This is a genomic window from Bradyrhizobium sp. LA6.1, assembly GCF_040547805.1.
GTDB classification, from domain to species: Bacteria; Pseudomonadota; Alphaproteobacteria; order Rhizobiales; family Xanthobacteraceae; genus Bradyrhizobium; species Bradyrhizobium barranii.
The window spans coordinates 472881-490229 of the sequence record NZ_JBEPQK010000001.1; the positions used below are offsets into that span (position 1 = coordinate 472881).

Sequence of the window (17349 nt, forward strand, 5' to 3'; positions counted from 1 at the left end):
GCCCGGCCCCTTCGTCCTTAGTCAAAAGAAAGGTAAGATATTTCAGTGTCTTGATCTGGGTATAGTTTGGGATCGCGCTGATGTCGGCCACTGGCCGATGAACCCCGGAGGGGCCTTTGGTCTACCGCCACACCATCGACGCCACGACCTACACATTTCCGGACCTGCGCGACCTGCTCGCCAAGGCGACGCCGCCGCGCTCCGGCGACCGGCTGGCCGGGATTGCCGCCGCAAGCGCCGCGCAGATGATCGCGGCGCGGATGGCGCTCGCCGACGTCCCGCTCGGCCAGTTCTTGCAGGAAGCGGTCATCCCGTACGAAGCCGACGAGGTCACCCGCCTCGTCATCGACAGCCACGATGCCAGGGCATTCGCGCCGGTGGCTTCGCTGACGGTCGGCGCCTTTCGCGACTGGCTGCTGTCGGATGCGGCGACATCCGAGGTTTTGCGCAGGCTGGCGGGCGGCATCACCCCGGAAATGGCGGCCGCGGTCTCAAAGCTGATGCGCAACCAGGATTTGATCCTGGCGGCGCGGAAATGCGAGGTCACCACCGCCTTTCGCAACACCATTGGCCTGAAGGGGCGGATGAGCACGCGGCTGCAGCCCAACCATCCCTTCGACGACGCCAGGGGCATCACCGCCTCGATCCTCGACGGCATCCTGTTAGGGGCCGGCGATGCCTGCATCGGCATCAATCCGGCCAGCGACGATCCCGCGGTCATCGGGCAATTGCTGCGGCTGCTAGACGAGATCATCGCGCGGCTGAAGATCCCGACGCAAGCCTGCGTGCTGACCCATGTCACGACGACGCTGTCGCTGATCGGGCAGGGCGTGCCGGTCGATCTCGTCTTCCAGTCGGTCGCCGGCACCGAGGCCGCCAACCGCAGCTTTGGCGTCGACCTCGCGCTCCTGAAGGAGGCGCAGCAGGCCGGCCTGTCGCAGAAGCGCGGCACGGTCGGCGAGAACGTGATGTATTTCGAGACCGGCCAGGGCTCGGCGCTGTCGGCGGGCGCCCATCACGGCGTCGACCAGCAGACCTGCGAGGCGCGGGCCTATGCGGTCGCCCGCGCCTTTGCGCCATTGCTGGTCAACAGCGTGGTCGGCTTCATCGGCCCGGAATATCTCTACGACGGCAAGGAAATCATCCGTGCCGGGCTGGAGGATCATTTCTGCGGCAAGCTGCTCGGCCTGCCGCTCGGGATCGACATCTGCTACACCAACCATGCCGAGGCGGACCAGGACGACATGGACAATCTGCTGACGCTGCTGGCGGCCGCCGGCGTCACCTTCATTATGGGTGTCCCCGGGGCCGACGACGTCATGCTGAACTACCAGTCGACGTCTTTTCACGACGCGCTCTATGTCCGCGACGTCTTCGGCCTGCGCCGCGCGCCGGAATTCGACGACTGGCTGGTGCACTCGGGGATCGCGGGCGCCGATTTCCGTCTTGCCGGCGACGCAGGCCTGCTGCCCGATTTTGCCTCACGGCTGATCGCGTGACGCGGCGGGAGCGCCCGGCGGCTTGAGGAAACCATTGGTCCCTCTCGGAATTATGGTCCTGCCACAATTTTGAGAAATTCCGGCGACAGCATTACGCTATGTGTCTGGCTGGCAATTTCCGCAGCTATGTCGACCGTGGCGGGGGAGCTTTGATGCGAGCTGAAAGTAACGGTACGGCCCGGCGGATTCTGTGCGTGTTTCCCCGGTACACCTCGTCGTTCGGGACGTTCGAGCATTCCTATCCTTTGACCGACGGCGTCTGCGCCTTCATGCCCCCGCAGGGGCTTTTGCTGCTCGCGGCCTATCTGCCCGAGGAGTGGGAGGTCAAGTTCGTCGACGAGAATCTCCGTCGCGCGACCAACGAAGAGTTCGCGTGGGCGGAGGCGATCTTCGTCAGCGGCATGCACATCCAGCGCCAGCAGATGAACGACATTTGCCGCCGCGCCCATGAATTCGATCTCCCGGTCGCGCTCGGCGGTCCCTCCGTCAGCGCCTGCCCGGACTATTATCCGTCCTTCGACTATCTCCATGTCGGCGAACTCGGCGACGCCACCAATCGGCTGATCGAGATTTTGGCGCGCGACACGTCGCGTCCCGGGGAGCAGGTGGTGCTCACCACCAAGGACCGCGTGCCGATGACGGAGTTTCCGATCCCGGCCTACGAACTCGCCGACGTGAAGAAATACTTCCTCGGCAGCATCCAATATTCCAGCGGCTGCCCCTATCAGTGCGAGTTCTGCGACATCCCCGGCCTCTACGGCCGCAATCCGCGCCTCAAATCGCCCGAGCAGATCATCGCAGAGCTCGACCGCCTGCGCGAATGCGGCATGACCGACACGGTCTATTTCGTCGACGACAATTTCATCGGCAACCGCAAAGCGGCGATGGACCTGCTGCCGCATCTGATCGAATGGCAGAAGCGGACCGGCTATGTGGTGCGGCTCGCCTGCGAGGCGACGCTCAACATCGCCAAGCGGCCCGAGATCCTCGAAAAGATGCGCGAGGCCTATTTCATCACCATCTTCTGCGGCATCGAGACGCCCGATCCCGACGCGCTGAAGGCGATGCACAAGGACCACAACATGATGGTCCCGATCCTCGAGGGCGTGCAAACGATCAACTCCTACGGCATGGAGGTCGTGTCCGGCATCATCATGGGGCTCGACACCGACAAGCCGAACACGTCGGAGGCGCTGCTGGCCTTCGTCGAGGAGTCCCGGATTCCGCTGCTCACGATCAACCTGCTCCAGGCGCTGCCGAAGACGCCGCTGTGGGACCGTCTGGAGCGCGAGGGACGCCTGATCGAGGATGACGGCCGCGATTCCAACGTCGACTTCCTGTTGCCCTATGACGAGGTCGTCGCATCCTGGAAGCACGCCATGGGCGTCGCCTACGAGCCCGAGAAGGTCTACGCGCGCTTCCAGTATCAATGCGACAACGTCTATGTGCACCGCCTGAAGATGCCGACGCCGGACGAGATGAAGACCTGGCGCAACATCCGGCGCGGTCTCGTGATGCTGCGCAACATCTTCTGGAAAGTGGGTGTGCTCGGCGACTACAGGCGCGTGTTCTGGAAGTTTGCGCTCGGGCGCATCAAGCGCGGTGACCTCGAAGGGTTGATCGGCTGCACCTTGATCGCGCACCATCTGATTACGTTTGCGCGCGCGGCGTCCAGCGGCAGGCAAAACGCCTCGAACTATTCGATCCGCCTGCGCGAGGCCTCCGTTCCCGCCGAATGATGCGACATGTCTGATCCGGCCGTCCCGCGCCGCCCGACCCTCGATCTGCGGTCGCTGACGCCCGCGCGCGTCGCGCTCGGCCGCAGCGGCGCGAGCGTGCCGACAAGGGCCTTGCTGGATTTCACGCTGGACCATGCCCGCGCCCGCGATGCCGTGCATGCAGTGTTCGACGCGCCGCGTCTGGTCGCCGATCTCCGCGCGCTTGGCCTCGTCGTCACCGAGGCGCGGAGCCAGGCGGTCGACCGCAGGGATTATTTGCGGCGGCCGGATCTGGGACGACAGCTCGATGCCGGCTCGATCGAATTGTTGGCACGACATGCCTCGGAGCCGTGCCAGCTCGCGCTCGTGATCGGCGACGGCCTGTCGGCGGCGGCGGTCCACGCCCATGCGGTGGCGCTGGTGTCTCATCTGCTGCCGCTGCTTGCGGAAGGCGATGACGTCGCGATTGGACATGTCGTTGTCGCCTCAGGCGCGCGCGTCGCGCTCGGCGACGAGATCGGCGCCATTCTCGGTGCGCGCATGGTGGTGACGCTGATCGGCGAGCGGCCGGGCCTGTCCGCGCCCGACAGCCTCGGCGCCTATCTGACCTTCGCACCGAAGCCGGGCCGCACCGATGCCGAGCGCAATTGCGTCTCGAACGTCCACAAGGCCGGGTTGAGCCATGACGAGGCCGCCTTCAAAATCGCTTGGCTTGTTCGCGAGGGGCTGGCGCGGGAGGCCACCGGCGTGGCGCTGAAAGACGAGAGCGGCGATCCTCCCGCTCGAATCGGGACGATCCGGCCGGAATGACCGGTATCAAGGGTCGAAATCGCCGCATGTTGATCCAATTTGTGCGCTTGCGCGCGCTTGCGAGAGGGCGTTTGGACCTGCTAAACCCCTCGCGGCGATTTTCCGCGCATTTTCAAAGGGCAAGCCTCCCATCTGTATGGCATTTTCAAGCCGTTCGCGGGACGCAATAAGCTCACAGACCCGAGCCGATTAGGAACTGGACAAGGCATGCTCGAAAAGCACCGCGAGAATGAGGTTCATGTCGACAAGGTCGAGCAGGGACCGACGTCCTCGATCGCCTTCGGGCTCGAGCGCATCGGGCTGATCGCCGTCCGGGCGCCGATCGTCTCCTGCATCGTTCTGCTCGCCCTGATCGTCGGTGCCGTGTTCGGCATTCACCGGATCAAGATCGACGATTCGCTGTCGCAGCTGTTCCGGTCCAACACGCCGGAATTCCGCCAGTATGAAGCGGTGACAAAGAAGTTCCCGGCTGAGGAATTCGACGTCCTCGTCGTGGTCGAGGGCAAGACCCTCCTGGCGCGGAATAACCTCGAGAAGCTGCGCGACTTCGTCACCGACATGCAGCTGGTCGAAGGCACGCGTGGCCTGGTCTCGCTGTTCTCGGCGCGGCAGGCGCCGGCGCCGGGCAGGCTGCCGGCGGCGCTGTTCCCGCCCGAACTGCCCGAGGGCGCGGCCTATGACAAGTTCGTCGAGACCGTCAAGAACAACGAGATCATCCGCGGCAAGCTGTTGTCGGACGACGGCACGCTGGCGCTGATCGTGCTGTCGCTCGATCCGGAGGTGGTCGCCTCCAACAAGCTGACCAAGACCGTCGGCGACATCCGTGCGCTGATGAAGGAAGACCTCGGCAATACCGGCCTCAACGTGCAGCTCTCCGGCGTGCCGGTGATGCAGCTCGAGATCCGCAACGCGGTCGAGCGTGACGGGCTGACCTACAACATCCTCGGCATCCTCGCCGGCTGCGTTATCGCCATCATCTTCTTCCGCAAGATCTCGTTCATGGTCGCGGCGGCGTTCCCGCCGATGATTGCGATCCTGCTGGCGCTCGGTGCGCTCGGCTGGGCCAATTTCAATCTCAACATGTTCCTGAACGTGATGACGCCGCTCATCATGGTCATCAGCTTCTCGGACTCGATGCAGTTGACGTTCGCCGCGCGCGACCGGCTGATCGCAGGCCAGGACAAGTTCACCGCGTTCAAGAACGCGGTGCTGGTGGTGGGACCGGCCTGCGTGCTGACGCACGGCACCGCCGGCATTTCCTTCATCGCACTCCAGTTCTCCGACTCCGACCTGATCCGCAAGTTCGGCGAGGCGGGCTTGGCCGCCACCATCATCGCGCTGGTCGCGGTGTTGTCGCTGGTGCCGGTGTTCGGCGTGCTGTTGGTGCGCAACGAGAAAGTCTTTGCTTCCAAGTTCCAGAGCGCGGATGCCGGCGTCCAGGCGCTGCGCAATTTCTGCTACTGGATCGCGGTCCGCATGGTGGGTCGTCCCGGCCTGTTCAGCCTGATTGCAGTGTTGTTCGTCGCGGGCCTCGGCGTCATCTACGCCAATCTGGAGCCGCGCTACCGGCTCGCGGATCAGGTGCCGGACAAGCGCCAGGCCGTCGCCGCCAGCGACCGGCTCGATGCCAAGCTCACCGGTGCCAATCCGGTCAACGTGCTGGTCCAGTTCCCCAAGGGTGAGACGCTCTACTCGCCGGAGACGCTCCAGACCATCGCGGACGTGCATGCGACCGTCGAGAAAGCCGCCGGTGTCGGCAACGTCTGGTCGCTCGAGACCCTGCGCCGCTGGCTCGCGGACAAGGCCGGTAGCGCCGACGTCGCGACGCTGAAGGAATATGTCAACGTCATCCCCGAGCATCTGGTCCGACGCTTCATCGACGCCGAGCAGGATGCCGTCGTAGTCGCAGGCCGCGTGCCGGACAAGGATTCCAGTCAGCTGCTACCGATCGTCGACAAGCTCGATTCCGAACTTGACGCCGTCCGCAAGAAGCATCCCGGCTACGAGATCGCGGTAACGGGTCTTGCCGCGATTGCCGCGCGCAACTCGGCCGGCATGATCGAGAAGCTCAACCGCGGGCTCACTGTCGAATTCGCGCTCGTCGCGATCTTCATCGGCCTTGCCTTCCGCTCCTGGGTCGTGATGTTCGCCTGTATCCTGCCGGGCATCTTCCCGGTGGTGATGTCGGGAACGGTGCTGTGGGCGATGGGCGAGGGGCTGCAATTTGCCAGTGTCGTGGCGCTGACCGTTTCGTTCGGCCTGGGCTTGAGCGCGACGATCCACTTCCTCAATCGCCTCAGGCTGGAGAGCAAGCCGGGCGTCGGTTCGGCGCTCGCGGTGGAGCGCGCGACGGTGCTGGTCGGCCCGGCGTTGATCCTGACCACGCTGGTGCTGGCCTGCGGTCTCGTCGTCACCGTGTTCTCCGACCTGCCGTCGCTGCGGCTGTTCGGCTGGCTCAGCGCCTTCTCGATGGTGATGGCCCTCGTCGCCGACCTCTTCATCCTGCGGCCGACGGCGATGTGGCTGATCAACCTGCACGCCAAGCTTCAGGGCCCCGACAAGCCGGCGATCTGAGCGGGCGGCGGCATACGCCGCCCCTTGCTCACGCCTCGACCCGGACGATCCCGTACGGATTGAACTTGAAATCGTCCTCGGCGTAGTCCTGCTCCCGCGAGAGCGTAAGCTTGCGATCGCGTAGCGTCGCTTCGATGCCGCGCTCGGCCATGGCGTTGGCAAGCTCCTCCATGAGCAGCACCGCCGACCATTCGTTGCCGCGCGATTTCGCGACATAGATCTCCGGCAAGCCGACGAGGTGATAGCCGACGGTCTCGTAATAGCGATCGCCGCCGAGCGGACGCTTGGCGAAAGCAAGACGACACGCCTTGGCGACGGCGAGGGTCATGCCAAGGTCCTGACTGGTCTTTGCGCCCTTGCGTGCCTGATCGCCGAGACTGCGCCACCGCTCGAGGCCGTGGGCAACGCCGGCGCTTTCGCCCTTCACGGCGGTGGCGCCGGCTTCGATCATCTCCTCGACGATGCGCAAGGCCGCCGCCGAAAAGGCGACTGCTTTCTGCTGCTCTAGCGGCGGGCTCAGCAAATAAAGCACCGCTTTGTGGTTGACCACGGCCGCTTCGTCCGCGGCAGACCAGGCTTTCGGGAAGACGCGGTCCCAGCACACGCCGAACGACCACTCCATGTGCGGATCGGGCTTGGCCTGCGAATAGGTGCGGTCGATCTCGAAGTTGAAATCCGCGATTGTCTTGGCCACCGCCTTCGGCGGGTGCAGCAGGCTCTCGTCCTTGCCGAGGAAGCAGAGCACGTGACGCGGTTTTACCGACGAAGGCTGCATGCTCGTACCCTGCTGGTCATTGGCGAAGGCGCGGCTGGTTACGAAGAGCCCGGCGGCCTTGAGCAGATGTCTGCGAATTGGGTCCATGTCCGTAACAATGTCAGCAAAAAGCCCCCGGCTCGCGAGAACCGGGGGCGTGTTCCTCTCGAAGCGGGAAGGGTGTCAGCCCTTCGTCATCGTGATGTTGACGCCGCGGATCTCGCCCTTCGAGCTGATCTGCACCGTCTGCTTGGTGCCGTTGGTGCGCAGCGACAGGTTGGCGGCGAAGCCGTTGGCCTCGACGAACACCTCGATCTGGCCTCCGCCGGCGGTGCCCTGGAGATTGCCGAAGATGTTGCGGTTGGTCTCGCTCCAGTTGCCGGAGATTCGCTCGCCCTGGCTCGTCACGTCGCTGGTGAGGTCGAACTTGTAGCTGTCGGACGCGCAGTGAAGGGCCTGCTTGAGGCTGAGACCGGTGCCGGCGACCTTGTAGTCGGCCTTGCAGCGGATGCGCTCGGTGCTACCATCGGACAGCGACACCGTGCCGGTGCCGCTCCACGCACCGTCGAAACCTGCAAACGGTCCGGACGACTGAGCATGGCTTGCCGAGACTGAGAAGAGCAGCGCAGCCCCGATGCCGGCCGCCTTGATTGCCTGTCCAGATCGCCCAATGAATTGCATTTTGAATATCCCGTTTTCGAGCGACGTTCGCTTAGGATGAACGTCTCGCCACATCGAAAGTTTAGTGTTCCGAGCCTGTGTCTGGTTCAAAGCCTGACAGCCAGGGACGGCGGTTCACGACGCCGTCGCGCCAGGTCAGGCTGCGCGATTCTCTCTGTTTCGCTGTGTTTCTCGCGGGAAAAGCAGGGCGGAGAGATGCAGCTCTGCAACAGGTACGCATCAAAACGCAGTGTGCCAGAATTATGACGTAGTATCAATCTGTTACATCTGCCAATGAAGAGCGAGGGAAGACCCGATTTGGTGGCTGTGGCGCCAATTTGGCCGCATTTGCCAGTGCTTGTGCCTTCTCCGAGGCCGCACGTTCCGCGGCGACTTGCCATCAGAACAATCCGTTCCGGTCGTTCGCCCTGTCCGGGATCGGTGCGGTTCTGCCGTCAGAATGAAGGAATACAATGCGTAAGCTTCTCGTCGCTCTCACCCTACTGTTGGCATCCCTTTCGACGGCGGCATTCGCCCAGGCAGGACGTGGCACAGACGCGGAACAGAAGGCCTGCACGCGCGATGTGCAGAAGTTCTGCCGTCCGGTCATCGACCAGGGCGATTTCACCATCCTGGCCTGCCTCAAGGAGAACCGGGCCAAGATCTCGCAGGCCTGCGACCAGGTCCTGAAGACCCACAACCAGTAAGCTCGGCCACTGGCCCACAAGGGCGGCCCGGGGGCCGCCTTTTCGGGCCGGATCCGGAAGGGCAGCCATCGAGAGACAGGATTGGTTTTGCGGCCGTATTCCCCTATATGGGGGCCGCGGCGGCATCGCCGGCATAAGCCCGCGCGAGCGAAAAAGCCCTTCCTGTCCAAACGATTGTAAACCAGCCCTCGATGACCTCTGCGAGCGAATTGCGATCCGGCAAGGGTGACCGCGACGAGAATTTTCCCGTCGCGTCCTGGATCATTCATCCGCGCCATCGCGCGCTGATCCTGGCGTACTACAATTTCGTCCGCACCGCCGACGACATCGCGGATCACGCGACGCTGCCTCCCGACCAGAAACTCGCTTATCTCGACCTGCTCGAGGCGGAACTGCTCGGCGAGGGCGACACCCAGGCCGAAGCCGTCATTCTGCGGCGGGCGCTGGCCGAGCGAGGCATGGCGCCGCGCCACGCGCTCGACGTGCTCATCGCGTTCCGCATGGACGTCACCAAGCTGCGCTACGAGAACTGGGACGAGGTCATCCACTATTGCCGCTACTCGGCGATGCCGGTCGGCCGTTTCATGCTCGACGTCCACGGCGAGAGCACGTCGACATGGGCGGCCTCGGACGCGCTCTGTGCGGCGCTCCAGATCAACAACCACCTCCAGGATTGCGGCAAGGATTTTCGCGAGCTCAATCGTGTCTATCTGCCGCGCGACGCGCTGGCCGCGAGTGGCGCCTCGGTCGAGCAGTTGGGGCTGACGCAGTCGCCGCCGGCGATGCTGGCCTGCCTTCAGGCGCTCGCCGTGCGTAACGCAGCCCTGCTCGACGAGGGCAGATCGCTGAGCGCGGAGATCCGGGATTTCCGCCTCGGCGTCGATGTTGCGGTGATCCAGGCCTATGCCGATCGTATCGTGCGTCTGTTGAAGGTGCGCGATCCCCTGCGCGAGCGCGTGCATCTGAACAAGTTCGAGCTTCTCACTTTCAGCCTCGCCGGCATGATCGGCGAAGTCGGCCGCCGCGCGATCGGACGCAAGGCCATTTCCAGACCGGGGACTGCACATGACGCTTGAGGCGACCTCGCCCAGCGCCAATTACGGCTCGACCGCATCGAACAGCTCCTTCTACGCTGCGATGCGCATCCTGCCGCATGACCAGCGCGAAGCGATGTTCCAGATCTACAGCTTCTGCCGACAGGTCGACGACATCGCCGACTCCGACGGCCCGCGCGACGAGCGGCTCGCCGCGCTTCAGGAGTGGCGCAACGACATCGACGCGCTCTATCAGGGCCATCCGCCGCCGCGGCTGAAGGACTACGTCGCCTCGGTGAAGACCTTCGGCCTCAAGCGCGAGGATTTCCTTGCGATCGTCGACGGCATGGAGATGGACGTGCCGCAGGACATCCGTGCGCCCGACATGGCGACGCTCGATCTCTACTGCGATCGCGTCGCCAGCGCCGTGGGGCGGCTGTCGGTACGGGTGTTCGGCCTGCCCGAGGAAGACGGCATCCAGCTCGCCTACCATCTCGGCCGCGCGCTCCAGCTCACCAACATCCTGCGCGACATCGACGAGGACGCTGGCCTCGGCCGGCTCTATCTGCCGCGCGAGGCGCTGCTGCATGCCGGCATCACCTCCAACGACCCGAACCGCGTGATCACCGAGCGCGCGCTGCCGAAGGTCTGCCAGTCGCTGACGCAGCGTGCGAAGGCGCATTTCGAGAAGTCTGACGAGATCATGAACCGCAACAAGCGCCGCGCCGTGCGCGCGCCGCGGATCATGTCGAAGTATTATCATTCCATCTTGGATCTCCTGATCGCGCGCGGCTTCAACGCGCCGCGCGAGCCGGTGCGTGTGTCGAAGGTCACGCGCATCCTGATCCTGCTCCGTTACGCTTTCATCTGATGCAAAAGACAGCTCATATCATCGGTGCTGGAATTTCCGGCCTCTCCGCCGCCGTGCGGCTCGCCAATGCGGGCTTCAAGGTCGCCGTCCACGAGGCGACGCACCAGGCCGGCGGCCGCTGCCGCTCCTATTTCGACGGCGCCACCAATCTCACCATCGACAACGGCAATCATCTGCTGCTGTCGGGCAACAGCCATGCGCGCGCCTATGCCCGCTCGATCGGCACCGAGGCGGGCCTCGTCGGCCCCGAACGCGCGCAGTTTCCGTTCGTCGACATCAAGACCGGGCAGCGCTGGCAGATCGATCTCGGCGATGGCCGGCTGCCGACCTGGGTGCTCGACGAGAGCCGCCGCGTTCCCGACACCGGGCTCAGCGATTATCTCAAGCTGGCGCCGCTGATCTGGGCGTCGGAGGAGACGCTGGTCGGCAAGTCCATTCCCTGCGAAGGCATCCTCTATCAGCGCTTGGTGCAGCCGCTGCTGCTTGCGGCGCTCAACGTCGATCCGCCAGAGGGCTCGGCCGGGCTTGCCGGCGCGATCGTGCGCGAGACGCTGCTTGCTGGCGGACAGGCGTGCCGGCCGCTGATTGCGCGCGACGGCTTGAGCGCCGTGCTGATCGAGCCTGCCGTGAAGTTCTTGCAGGAGCGCGGCCACACCGTTCAGCTCGGCCATGAGCTGCGTTCGTTTACGACCGGTGACGGCAAGGCTAGCGCGCTGAATTTCGGCGGCGAGGATGTGATCCAGCTCGGTGAGGGCGATGTCGTCGTGATGGCAGTGCCGCCGCGCGCCGCCGCGAGCCTGCTGCCCAGGCTGAAGACGCCGACCGAATTCCGCGCCATCGTGAACGCGCATTTCCGCTTTGAACCGCCGCCCGGTTCGGCGCCGATCCTCGGCGTGATCGGCGGCGTCGTGGAATGGCTGTTCGCGTTCCCGAACCGGCTGTCCGTGACCATCAGCAATGGCGACCGCCTGGTCGACATGCCGCGCGAGGAACTCGCGCAGGCGATCTGGAACGACGTCTGCAAGGCGGGCGGGGTGTCCGGCGAGCTGCCCCCCTGGCAGATCGTGCGCGAGCGCCGTGCCACATTTGCGGCGACGCCGGCCCAGAATGCCCTGCGTCCGGGGCCGGCCACTGCGCTGAAAAACCTGTTTCTTGCCGGCGACTGGACTGCTACGGGATTGCCTGCAACCATCGAGGGATCGGTGCGGTCCGGTGATCGCGCCGCCGATCTGGTTTTGGCCGCAAAGCGGCCCTGACGGGCAAAGTCCCGGTCAATTTCAATCGACTATCGGAGCAATCGAGCGACATGGATGCCGTGAACGCGACCAGCCGCGAAGCCTTGGAATCGGGCGTCCTGGAATCGAGCATTGCGTCGGCGACGCAAGGCGTTCTCGGCTTCCAGCAATCCGACGGCCATTGGGTGTTCGAGCTCGAGGCCGACTGCACGATTCCGGCCGAATACATCCTGCTGCGCCATTATCTCGCAGAGCCCGTGGACGCCGTGCTCGAGGCCAAGATCGGCAATTATCTCCGCCGCGTTCAGGGCGCCCATGGTGGCTGGCCGCTCGTGCATGACGGCGAGTTCGACATGAGTGCGAGCGTGAAGTCCTACTTCGCGCTCAAGATGATCGGCGATTCCGTCGACGCCCCGCACATGGTGCGTGCGCGCGAGGCGATCCATGCCCGCGGCGGCGCGATCAACAGCAACGTCTTCACGCGCTTCCTGCTTGCGATGTTCGGCGTGGTGACCTGGCGCGCGGTGCCGGTGCTGCCGATCGAGATCGTGCTGCTGCCGTTCTGGTCGCCGTTCCACATCAACAAGATTTCCTACTGGGCCCGCACCACCATGGTGCCGCTGATGGTTCTTGCCGCGCTGAAGCCGCTGGCGAAGAATCCCAAGGGCGTCGGGATCGACGAGCTGTTTCTCCAGGATCCGCGCTCGATCGGCATGACCGCGAAGGCGCCGCACCAGAGCATGGCCTGGTTCGTGCTGTTCCGCGCGCTCGACGGCATTCTGCGCGTGATCGAGCCGATGTTTCCGAAGAGCCTGCGCCAGCGCGCGATCGATGCGGCGCTCGCCTTCACCGAGGAACGCCTCAACGGCGAGGACGGCATGGGCGCGATCTATCCGCCCATGGCCAACATCGTCATGATGTATGACGCGCTCGGCAAGGACGAGAATTATCCGCCGCGCGCGGTCACGCGCCGGGGCATCGACAAGCTGCTCGTGTTCAACGGCGACGAGGCCTATTGCCAGCCCTGCGTCTCGCCGGTGTGGGACACGACGCTGACCGCCCACGCGCTGCTGGAAGCCGGCGGTGACATAGCCCTGCCTGCGGCCAAGCAGGGCCTCGACTGGCTGATCCCGAAGCAGGAGCTCGAGGTGAAGGGCGACTGGGCGGTGAAGCGGCCCGAGGTACGCCCGGGCGGCTGGGCCTTCCAGTACAACAATGCCTATTATCCCGATCTCGACGACACCGCGGTGGTGGTGATGTCGATGGACCGCATGCGACGCGAGCACGGTGCGACCGGCTATGACGCCGCGATCGACCGCGGCCGGGAGTGGATCGAGGGCATGCAGAGCGACGACGGCGGCTGGGCCGCCTTCGACGTCAACAACCTCGAATACTATCTGAACAACATCCCGTTCTCGGATCATGGCGCGCTGCTCGATCCGCCGACCGAGGACGTCACCGCGCGCTGCATCTCCATGCTGGCCCAGCTCGGCGAGACCGAGAAGTCCAGCAAGCATGTGGCCGACGGGGTCGCCTACCTCAGGAAGACCCAGCACCCGGAGGGGTCCTGGTACGGCCGCTGGGGCATGAACTTCATCTACGGAACCTGGTCGGTGCTCTGTGCCCTCAACATGGCCGGCGTCCGCCATAACGACCCGATGATTCGGAAAGCCGCCGACTGGCTGGCCTCGATCCAGAACAAGGACGGCGGCTGGGGCGAGGATGCCGTCAGCTACCGTCTCGACTACAAGGGCTGGGAGGCGTCTCCCTCGACCGCCTCGCAAACGGCATGGGCCTTGCTTGCCCTGATGGCTGCTGGCGAGGTTGATCGCCCGGCCGTCGCCCGCGGGGTGGAGTACCTGATTGCAACACAGAACAAAAAAGGACTGTGGGACGAGCAGCGGTACACCGCCACAGGCTTTCCTCGTGTATTCTATCTGCGTTATCACGGTTACCCGAAGTTCTTCCCGCTGTGGGCGTTGGCGCGGTATCGGAACTTGCGGAACACCAACAGCAGGGTGGTAGGGGTCGGGATGTGACTTTGGGGACGGGGGACTATCTGACCGTGGGTAATGCCATCGACCCGCGGCCGATATTGATCGTGACTGGACTGGTTCAGGAGGCCCGTATCGCGGCTGGGCCCGGAATGGCGGTCATTTGCTCGTCGAGCAGCCCGACCCAGTTGCGGGCGCTTCTGACGGTAGTGGATCCCGAGACGATTCGCGGCGTGATCTCGTTCGGCGTGGCCGGCGGGCTCGATCCGACGCTGCGCTCGGGCGACGTCGTGCTGGCGACCGAGGTGCTCTCCGGCGATACCCGCTGGGCCGCGGGCCTGTCGCTCGGCGACGACCTGATCGACCGCCTGACGTCGGGCCGCCGCCGCGTGGTGCGCGGCAGCCTTGCCGGCGCCGAGGAGGTGGTTACGAAGCGGTCCTGCAAGGCGGCGCTGCATTCGGAAACCGGCGCCTCCGCCGTCGACATGGAGAGCCACATCGCGGCCGCCTACGCCGCCGAGGCGGGGCTGCCCTTTGCCGCGGTCCGCGTCATCAGCGATCCCGCCCATCGCGCGCTGCCGGCGCTCGCCCGCGCCGCCATCAAGCCGAACGGCCAGATCGATCTCGCCGCCGTGCTCCGTGGCATCGTGCGCAATCCGACCACGCTGCATGCGCTGGTCTCGACCGGCATCGACTTCAACCGCGCGCTGCGTAGCTTGCGCGGCTGCCGCGACTATTTGATCGGCACCGAGCTCGTCGACAGCGAGGCCTTGGTCTCAAAGGCGGCCTGACCTCTTGATGCGATAAAGCAAAGGGCCCGGTCGCCGTTGGCGACCGGGCCCTTTGCGTTTTGGTGCCTGCTCAGTCGGTCGCTTCCATGCGGTTTCGATCCACGACCCACAGCGTCCGTCGCATCATGCCCTCGACAATTGCCGCCGACTCGCTTGAACGCAGATAGATCGCCGTCGCACGACGCTCGTTCCGGACACGCTGGGCTCGATCGTCGGTTTGCTGGATTCAGCGCGATCAGCCTGACGAAGGTCGGCAATCTGCCTTATGGCACGAGTGGCCGCGCAGGGCCGTTTGGCTTCACGGGGCAGCGGATCTGCCTCCGGTCGCCTCGGGGCGTTCGTGCCGAAGATGAAAAGGCCCGGTCGCGGTGGCGACCGGGCCTTCTTTGTTCGTACCGACTTGCGCGCTTACGCGGCCGTCGAAGCCTTCCGCGCCGCCTTCTCCTGCGCCGCGGCCGCCTCGTCCTTGCGGATCTCCGACAGGCGCTTCTGCACTTCCGCCGAGAAGATGTACTGCGCCGGACGCTGCTTGGTCATGTCGATCTCGGGCGCCATCGGGCCCGTGGTCCTGATGCCGCGCAGCGACACCCACATCGCCTTCAGCGGGTGGCTGATGGCAGCGGTCGCAGCCGTCGGCTCGTAGCCGCAATGGGCCATACAGTCGGCGCACTTCTCGTACTTGCCGGTGCCGTAGGTTTCCCAATCGGTGGTGTCCATCAGCTCCTTGAAGGTCTTGGCATAGCCTTCACCGAGCAGATAGCAGGGCTTCTGCCAGCCGAAGATATTGCGCGCGGGCATGCCCCACGGCGTGCACTCGTATTCCTGGTTGCCGGCGAGGAAGTCCAGGAACAGGCCGGAATGCATGAAGTTCCACTTCTTGCCCTTGCCCATCGCGAAGACGTCGCGGAACAGCTTCTTGGTCTTGGTGCGGTTGAGGAAGTGCTCCTGGTCCGGCGCACGCTCATACGCATAGCCCGGCGACATCGAGACGCCGACACCGAGCTCGACGGTGAGGTCGAGGAATTTCGCGATCTCCTCGGCCGGATGGCCGTCGAAGATGGTGGCGTTGACGTTGACGGTGAAGCCGCGCGCCTTGGCCGCCTTGATCGCGGAGACGGCGCGGTCGAACACGCCCTTCTGCGACACGGCCTTGTCGTGGTGATCCTTCAGGCCGTCGAGATGCACCGAGAAGAACAGGTACGGGGAGGGCGTGAACAGGTCGAGCTTCTTCTCGAGCAGCAGCGCGTTGGTGCAGAGCGAGACGAACTTCTTGCGTTCGACCAGGCCACGCACGATCTCGCCGATCTCCTTGTGGATCAGCGGCTCGCCGCCGGGAATGGCGACCATCGGCGCGCCGCACTCGTCGGCCGCGTCCCAGCACTCTTGGGCGGTCATGCGGCGGTTGAGGATCGCATCCGGATAATCGATCTTGCCGCAGCCGACGCAGGCGAGGTTGCAGCGGAACAGCGGCTCCAGCATCAGCACGAGCGGATAGCGCTTGCGGCCAAGCAGTTTCTGCTTGAGCAAATAGCCGCCGATACGCATTTCCTTGAAGAAGGGGATAGCCATTACAAGTTTCTTTCTGGGCTAGGAATTCGGGTGGGTCAGCTCGCAGCCAGTTCGGCCGGAAGCCGGAATTCGATGTTTTCCTCGCGGCCCGGCAGCACCGAGACCTTGACTGGTCCGATCCGCCGCATCGCTTCGATCACGTCATCCACGAGTACCTCAGGCGCCGAAGCGCCGGCCGTGACGCCGACGGTCTTGGCATCTTTCAACCACTCCGGATTGAGCGCGCTGCCGTCGGCAATCAAATAACTCGCGACGCCGGCCTCAGTGCCGATTTCGCGGAGCCGGTTCGAGTTCGAGCTATTGGCAGCGCCCACCACCAAGATCACGTCGACCAGCTTGCTCAAGTCCCTTACCGCAGATTGGCGGTTCTGTGTCGCATAGCAGATATCCCGGATATCCGGGCCTTGAATATCTGTAAAGCGGGCCTGGAGGGCCGCAATAATGTCCTTGGTGTCGTCGACCGACAGGGTGGTCTGGGTGATGTAGGCCACTGGCGTATCCGCCTGCAGCGTCAAGGCCTTAACCTCTTCAACGCTTTGGACAAGCAGCACCGGGGCGGGAACCTGGCCCATCGTACCCTCGACCTCGGGGTGGCCGGCATGGCCGATCAGGATCAGGGTGCGGCCCCTGGAGATGTAGCGTTTCCCCTGATTGTGAACTTTCGTGACCAGGGGGCAGGTGGCATTGAGCACCGGAAGGTCGCGCGCGGCAGCCTCTTCCTCGACGCTGCGGGCGACGCCATGGGCACTGAAAACGGTCACGGCTTTCGGCGGAACCTCGGACAATTCCTCGACGAAGATCGCGCCCTTGTTCTTCAGGCTCTCGACCACGTACTTGTTGTGCACGATCTCGTGGCGCACGTAGACGGGCGGGCCGTACTTCTCCAGCGCCCGTTCCACGATCTCGATCGCACGTACCACGCCCGCGCAAAAGCCGCGCGGCTGCGCTAGATAAACTTCCATAGGACGCCCATCACGCAAGTTGCACCAATCCGCTTCTCAAGTCCCCGGCGGCACTTCGATACTGCCCAATGAGTTGCAATAACCGCACCATTGGTTTCGCGCACGCGGTAACCGCCCACCCTACTTGGGCCCCGGCGCATGGAGGCACAGCACTTTGTGTCAAAAAATCGG

Annotated in this window: 14 protein-coding genes; 10 read left to right on the top strand and 4 right to left on the bottom strand. The window is 64.5% G+C overall.

Annotated features, from left to right (window positions below; genetic code table 11):
- Window positions 1-116: 116 nt before the first annotated feature.
- The 4 genes from ABIB99_RS02125 to ABIB99_RS02140 all read left to right on the top strand — a co-directional run bounded on the left by ABIB99_RS02125 (window position 117) and on the right by ABIB99_RS02140 (window position 6601).
- Window positions 117-1499, top strand: coding sequence for an ethanolamine ammonia-lyase subunit EutB (locus tag ABIB99_RS02125; RefSeq protein ID WP_354174690.1), 1383 nt, complete (start codon window positions 117-119; stop codon window positions 1497-1499).
- A gap of 152 nt (window positions 1500-1651) precedes the next feature.
- Complete coding sequence (locus ABIB99_RS02130; protein ID WP_354174692.1) at window positions 1652-3238, top strand: B12-binding domain-containing radical SAM protein; 1587 nt, start codon at window positions 1652-1654, stop codon at window positions 3236-3238.
- A gap of 6 nt (window positions 3239-3244) precedes the next feature.
- Window positions 3245-4027 (top strand): ethanolamine ammonia-lyase subunit EutC, encoded by a 783-nt coding sequence (gene eutC, locus ABIB99_RS02135; protein ID WP_354174694.1) that lies wholly within the window; start codon window positions 3245-3247, stop codon window positions 4025-4027.
- Window positions 4028-4234: 207 nt separating this feature from the next.
- Window positions 4235-6601, top strand: a complete 2367-nt coding sequence (locus ABIB99_RS02140; RefSeq protein ID WP_063984642.1) for an efflux RND transporter permease subunit — start codon at window positions 4235-4237, stop codon at window positions 6599-6601.
- A gap of 28 nt (window positions 6602-6629) precedes the next feature.
- Here the strand turns inward: ABIB99_RS02140 and ABIB99_RS02145 are convergent, their stop codons facing one another.
- Both ABIB99_RS02145 and ABIB99_RS02150 read right to left on the bottom strand, forming a co-directional pair.
- Entirely contained in the window at window positions 6630-7463 is an 834-nt protein-coding gene (locus tag ABIB99_RS02145; protein WP_063984641.1) for a hypothetical protein, read from the bottom strand.
- Window positions 7464-7538: 75 nt separating this feature from the next.
- Window positions 7539-8036, bottom strand: a complete 498-nt coding sequence (locus ABIB99_RS02150; RefSeq protein ID WP_063984640.1) for a hypothetical protein — start codon at window positions 8034-8036, stop codon at window positions 7539-7541.
- 452 nt (window positions 8037-8488) lie between these two features.
- On the opposite strand from ABIB99_RS02150, the gene ABIB99_RS02155 reads away from it, so the two are divergent.
- The 6 genes from ABIB99_RS02155 to ABIB99_RS02180 all read left to right on the top strand — a co-directional run bounded on the left by ABIB99_RS02155 (window position 8489) and on the right by ABIB99_RS02180 (window position 14647).
- Window positions 8489-8722, top strand: a complete 234-nt coding sequence (locus tag ABIB99_RS02155) for a hypothetical protein (protein WP_063984639.1) — start codon at window positions 8489-8491, stop codon at window positions 8720-8722.
- 191 nt (window positions 8723-8913) lie between these two features.
- Complete coding sequence (hpnC, locus tag ABIB99_RS02160; RefSeq protein ID WP_063984638.1) at window positions 8914-9798, top strand: squalene synthase HpnC; 885 nt, start codon at window positions 8914-8916, stop codon at window positions 9796-9798.
- Window positions 9788-10627, top strand: coding sequence for a presqualene diphosphate synthase HpnD (gene hpnD / locus ABIB99_RS02165; protein ID WP_063984637.1), 840 nt, complete (start codon window positions 9788-9790; stop codon window positions 10625-10627). The genes hpnC and hpnD overlap by 11 nt, the downstream gene beginning before the upstream one ends.
- Window positions 10627-11883, top strand: a complete 1257-nt coding sequence (gene hpnE, locus ABIB99_RS02170; RefSeq protein WP_063984636.1) for a hydroxysqualene dehydroxylase HpnE — start codon at window positions 10627-10629, stop codon at window positions 11881-11883. Before hpnD ends, hpnE begins: the two co-directional genes overlap by 1 nt.
- 50 nt (window positions 11884-11933) lie before the next feature.
- Window positions 11934-13901 (top strand): squalene--hopene cyclase, encoded by a 1968-nt coding sequence (shc, locus tag ABIB99_RS02175; protein WP_354174699.1) that lies wholly within the window; start codon window positions 11934-11936, stop codon window positions 13899-13901.
- Window positions 13898-14647, top strand: a complete 750-nt coding sequence (locus tag ABIB99_RS02180) for a phosphorylase (RefSeq protein WP_063984634.1) — start codon at window positions 13898-13900, stop codon at window positions 14645-14647. Before shc ends, ABIB99_RS02180 begins: the two co-directional genes overlap by 4 nt.
- Before the next feature lie 408 nt (window positions 14648-15055).
- On the opposite strand, the gene hpnH is transcribed toward ABIB99_RS02180, so the two are convergent.
- Window positions 15056-16216 (bottom strand): adenosyl-hopene transferase HpnH, encoded by a 1161-nt coding sequence (gene hpnH / locus ABIB99_RS02185; RefSeq protein ID WP_063984632.1) that lies wholly within the window; start codon window positions 16214-16216, stop codon window positions 15056-15058.
- 35 nt (window positions 16217-16251) lie between these two features.
- Complete coding sequence (ispH, locus tag ABIB99_RS02190) at window positions 16252-17178, bottom strand: 4-hydroxy-3-methylbut-2-enyl diphosphate reductase (RefSeq protein WP_063984631.1); 927 nt, start codon at window positions 17176-17178, stop codon at window positions 16252-16254.
- Between the last annotated feature and the right edge of the window lie 171 nt (window positions 17179-17349).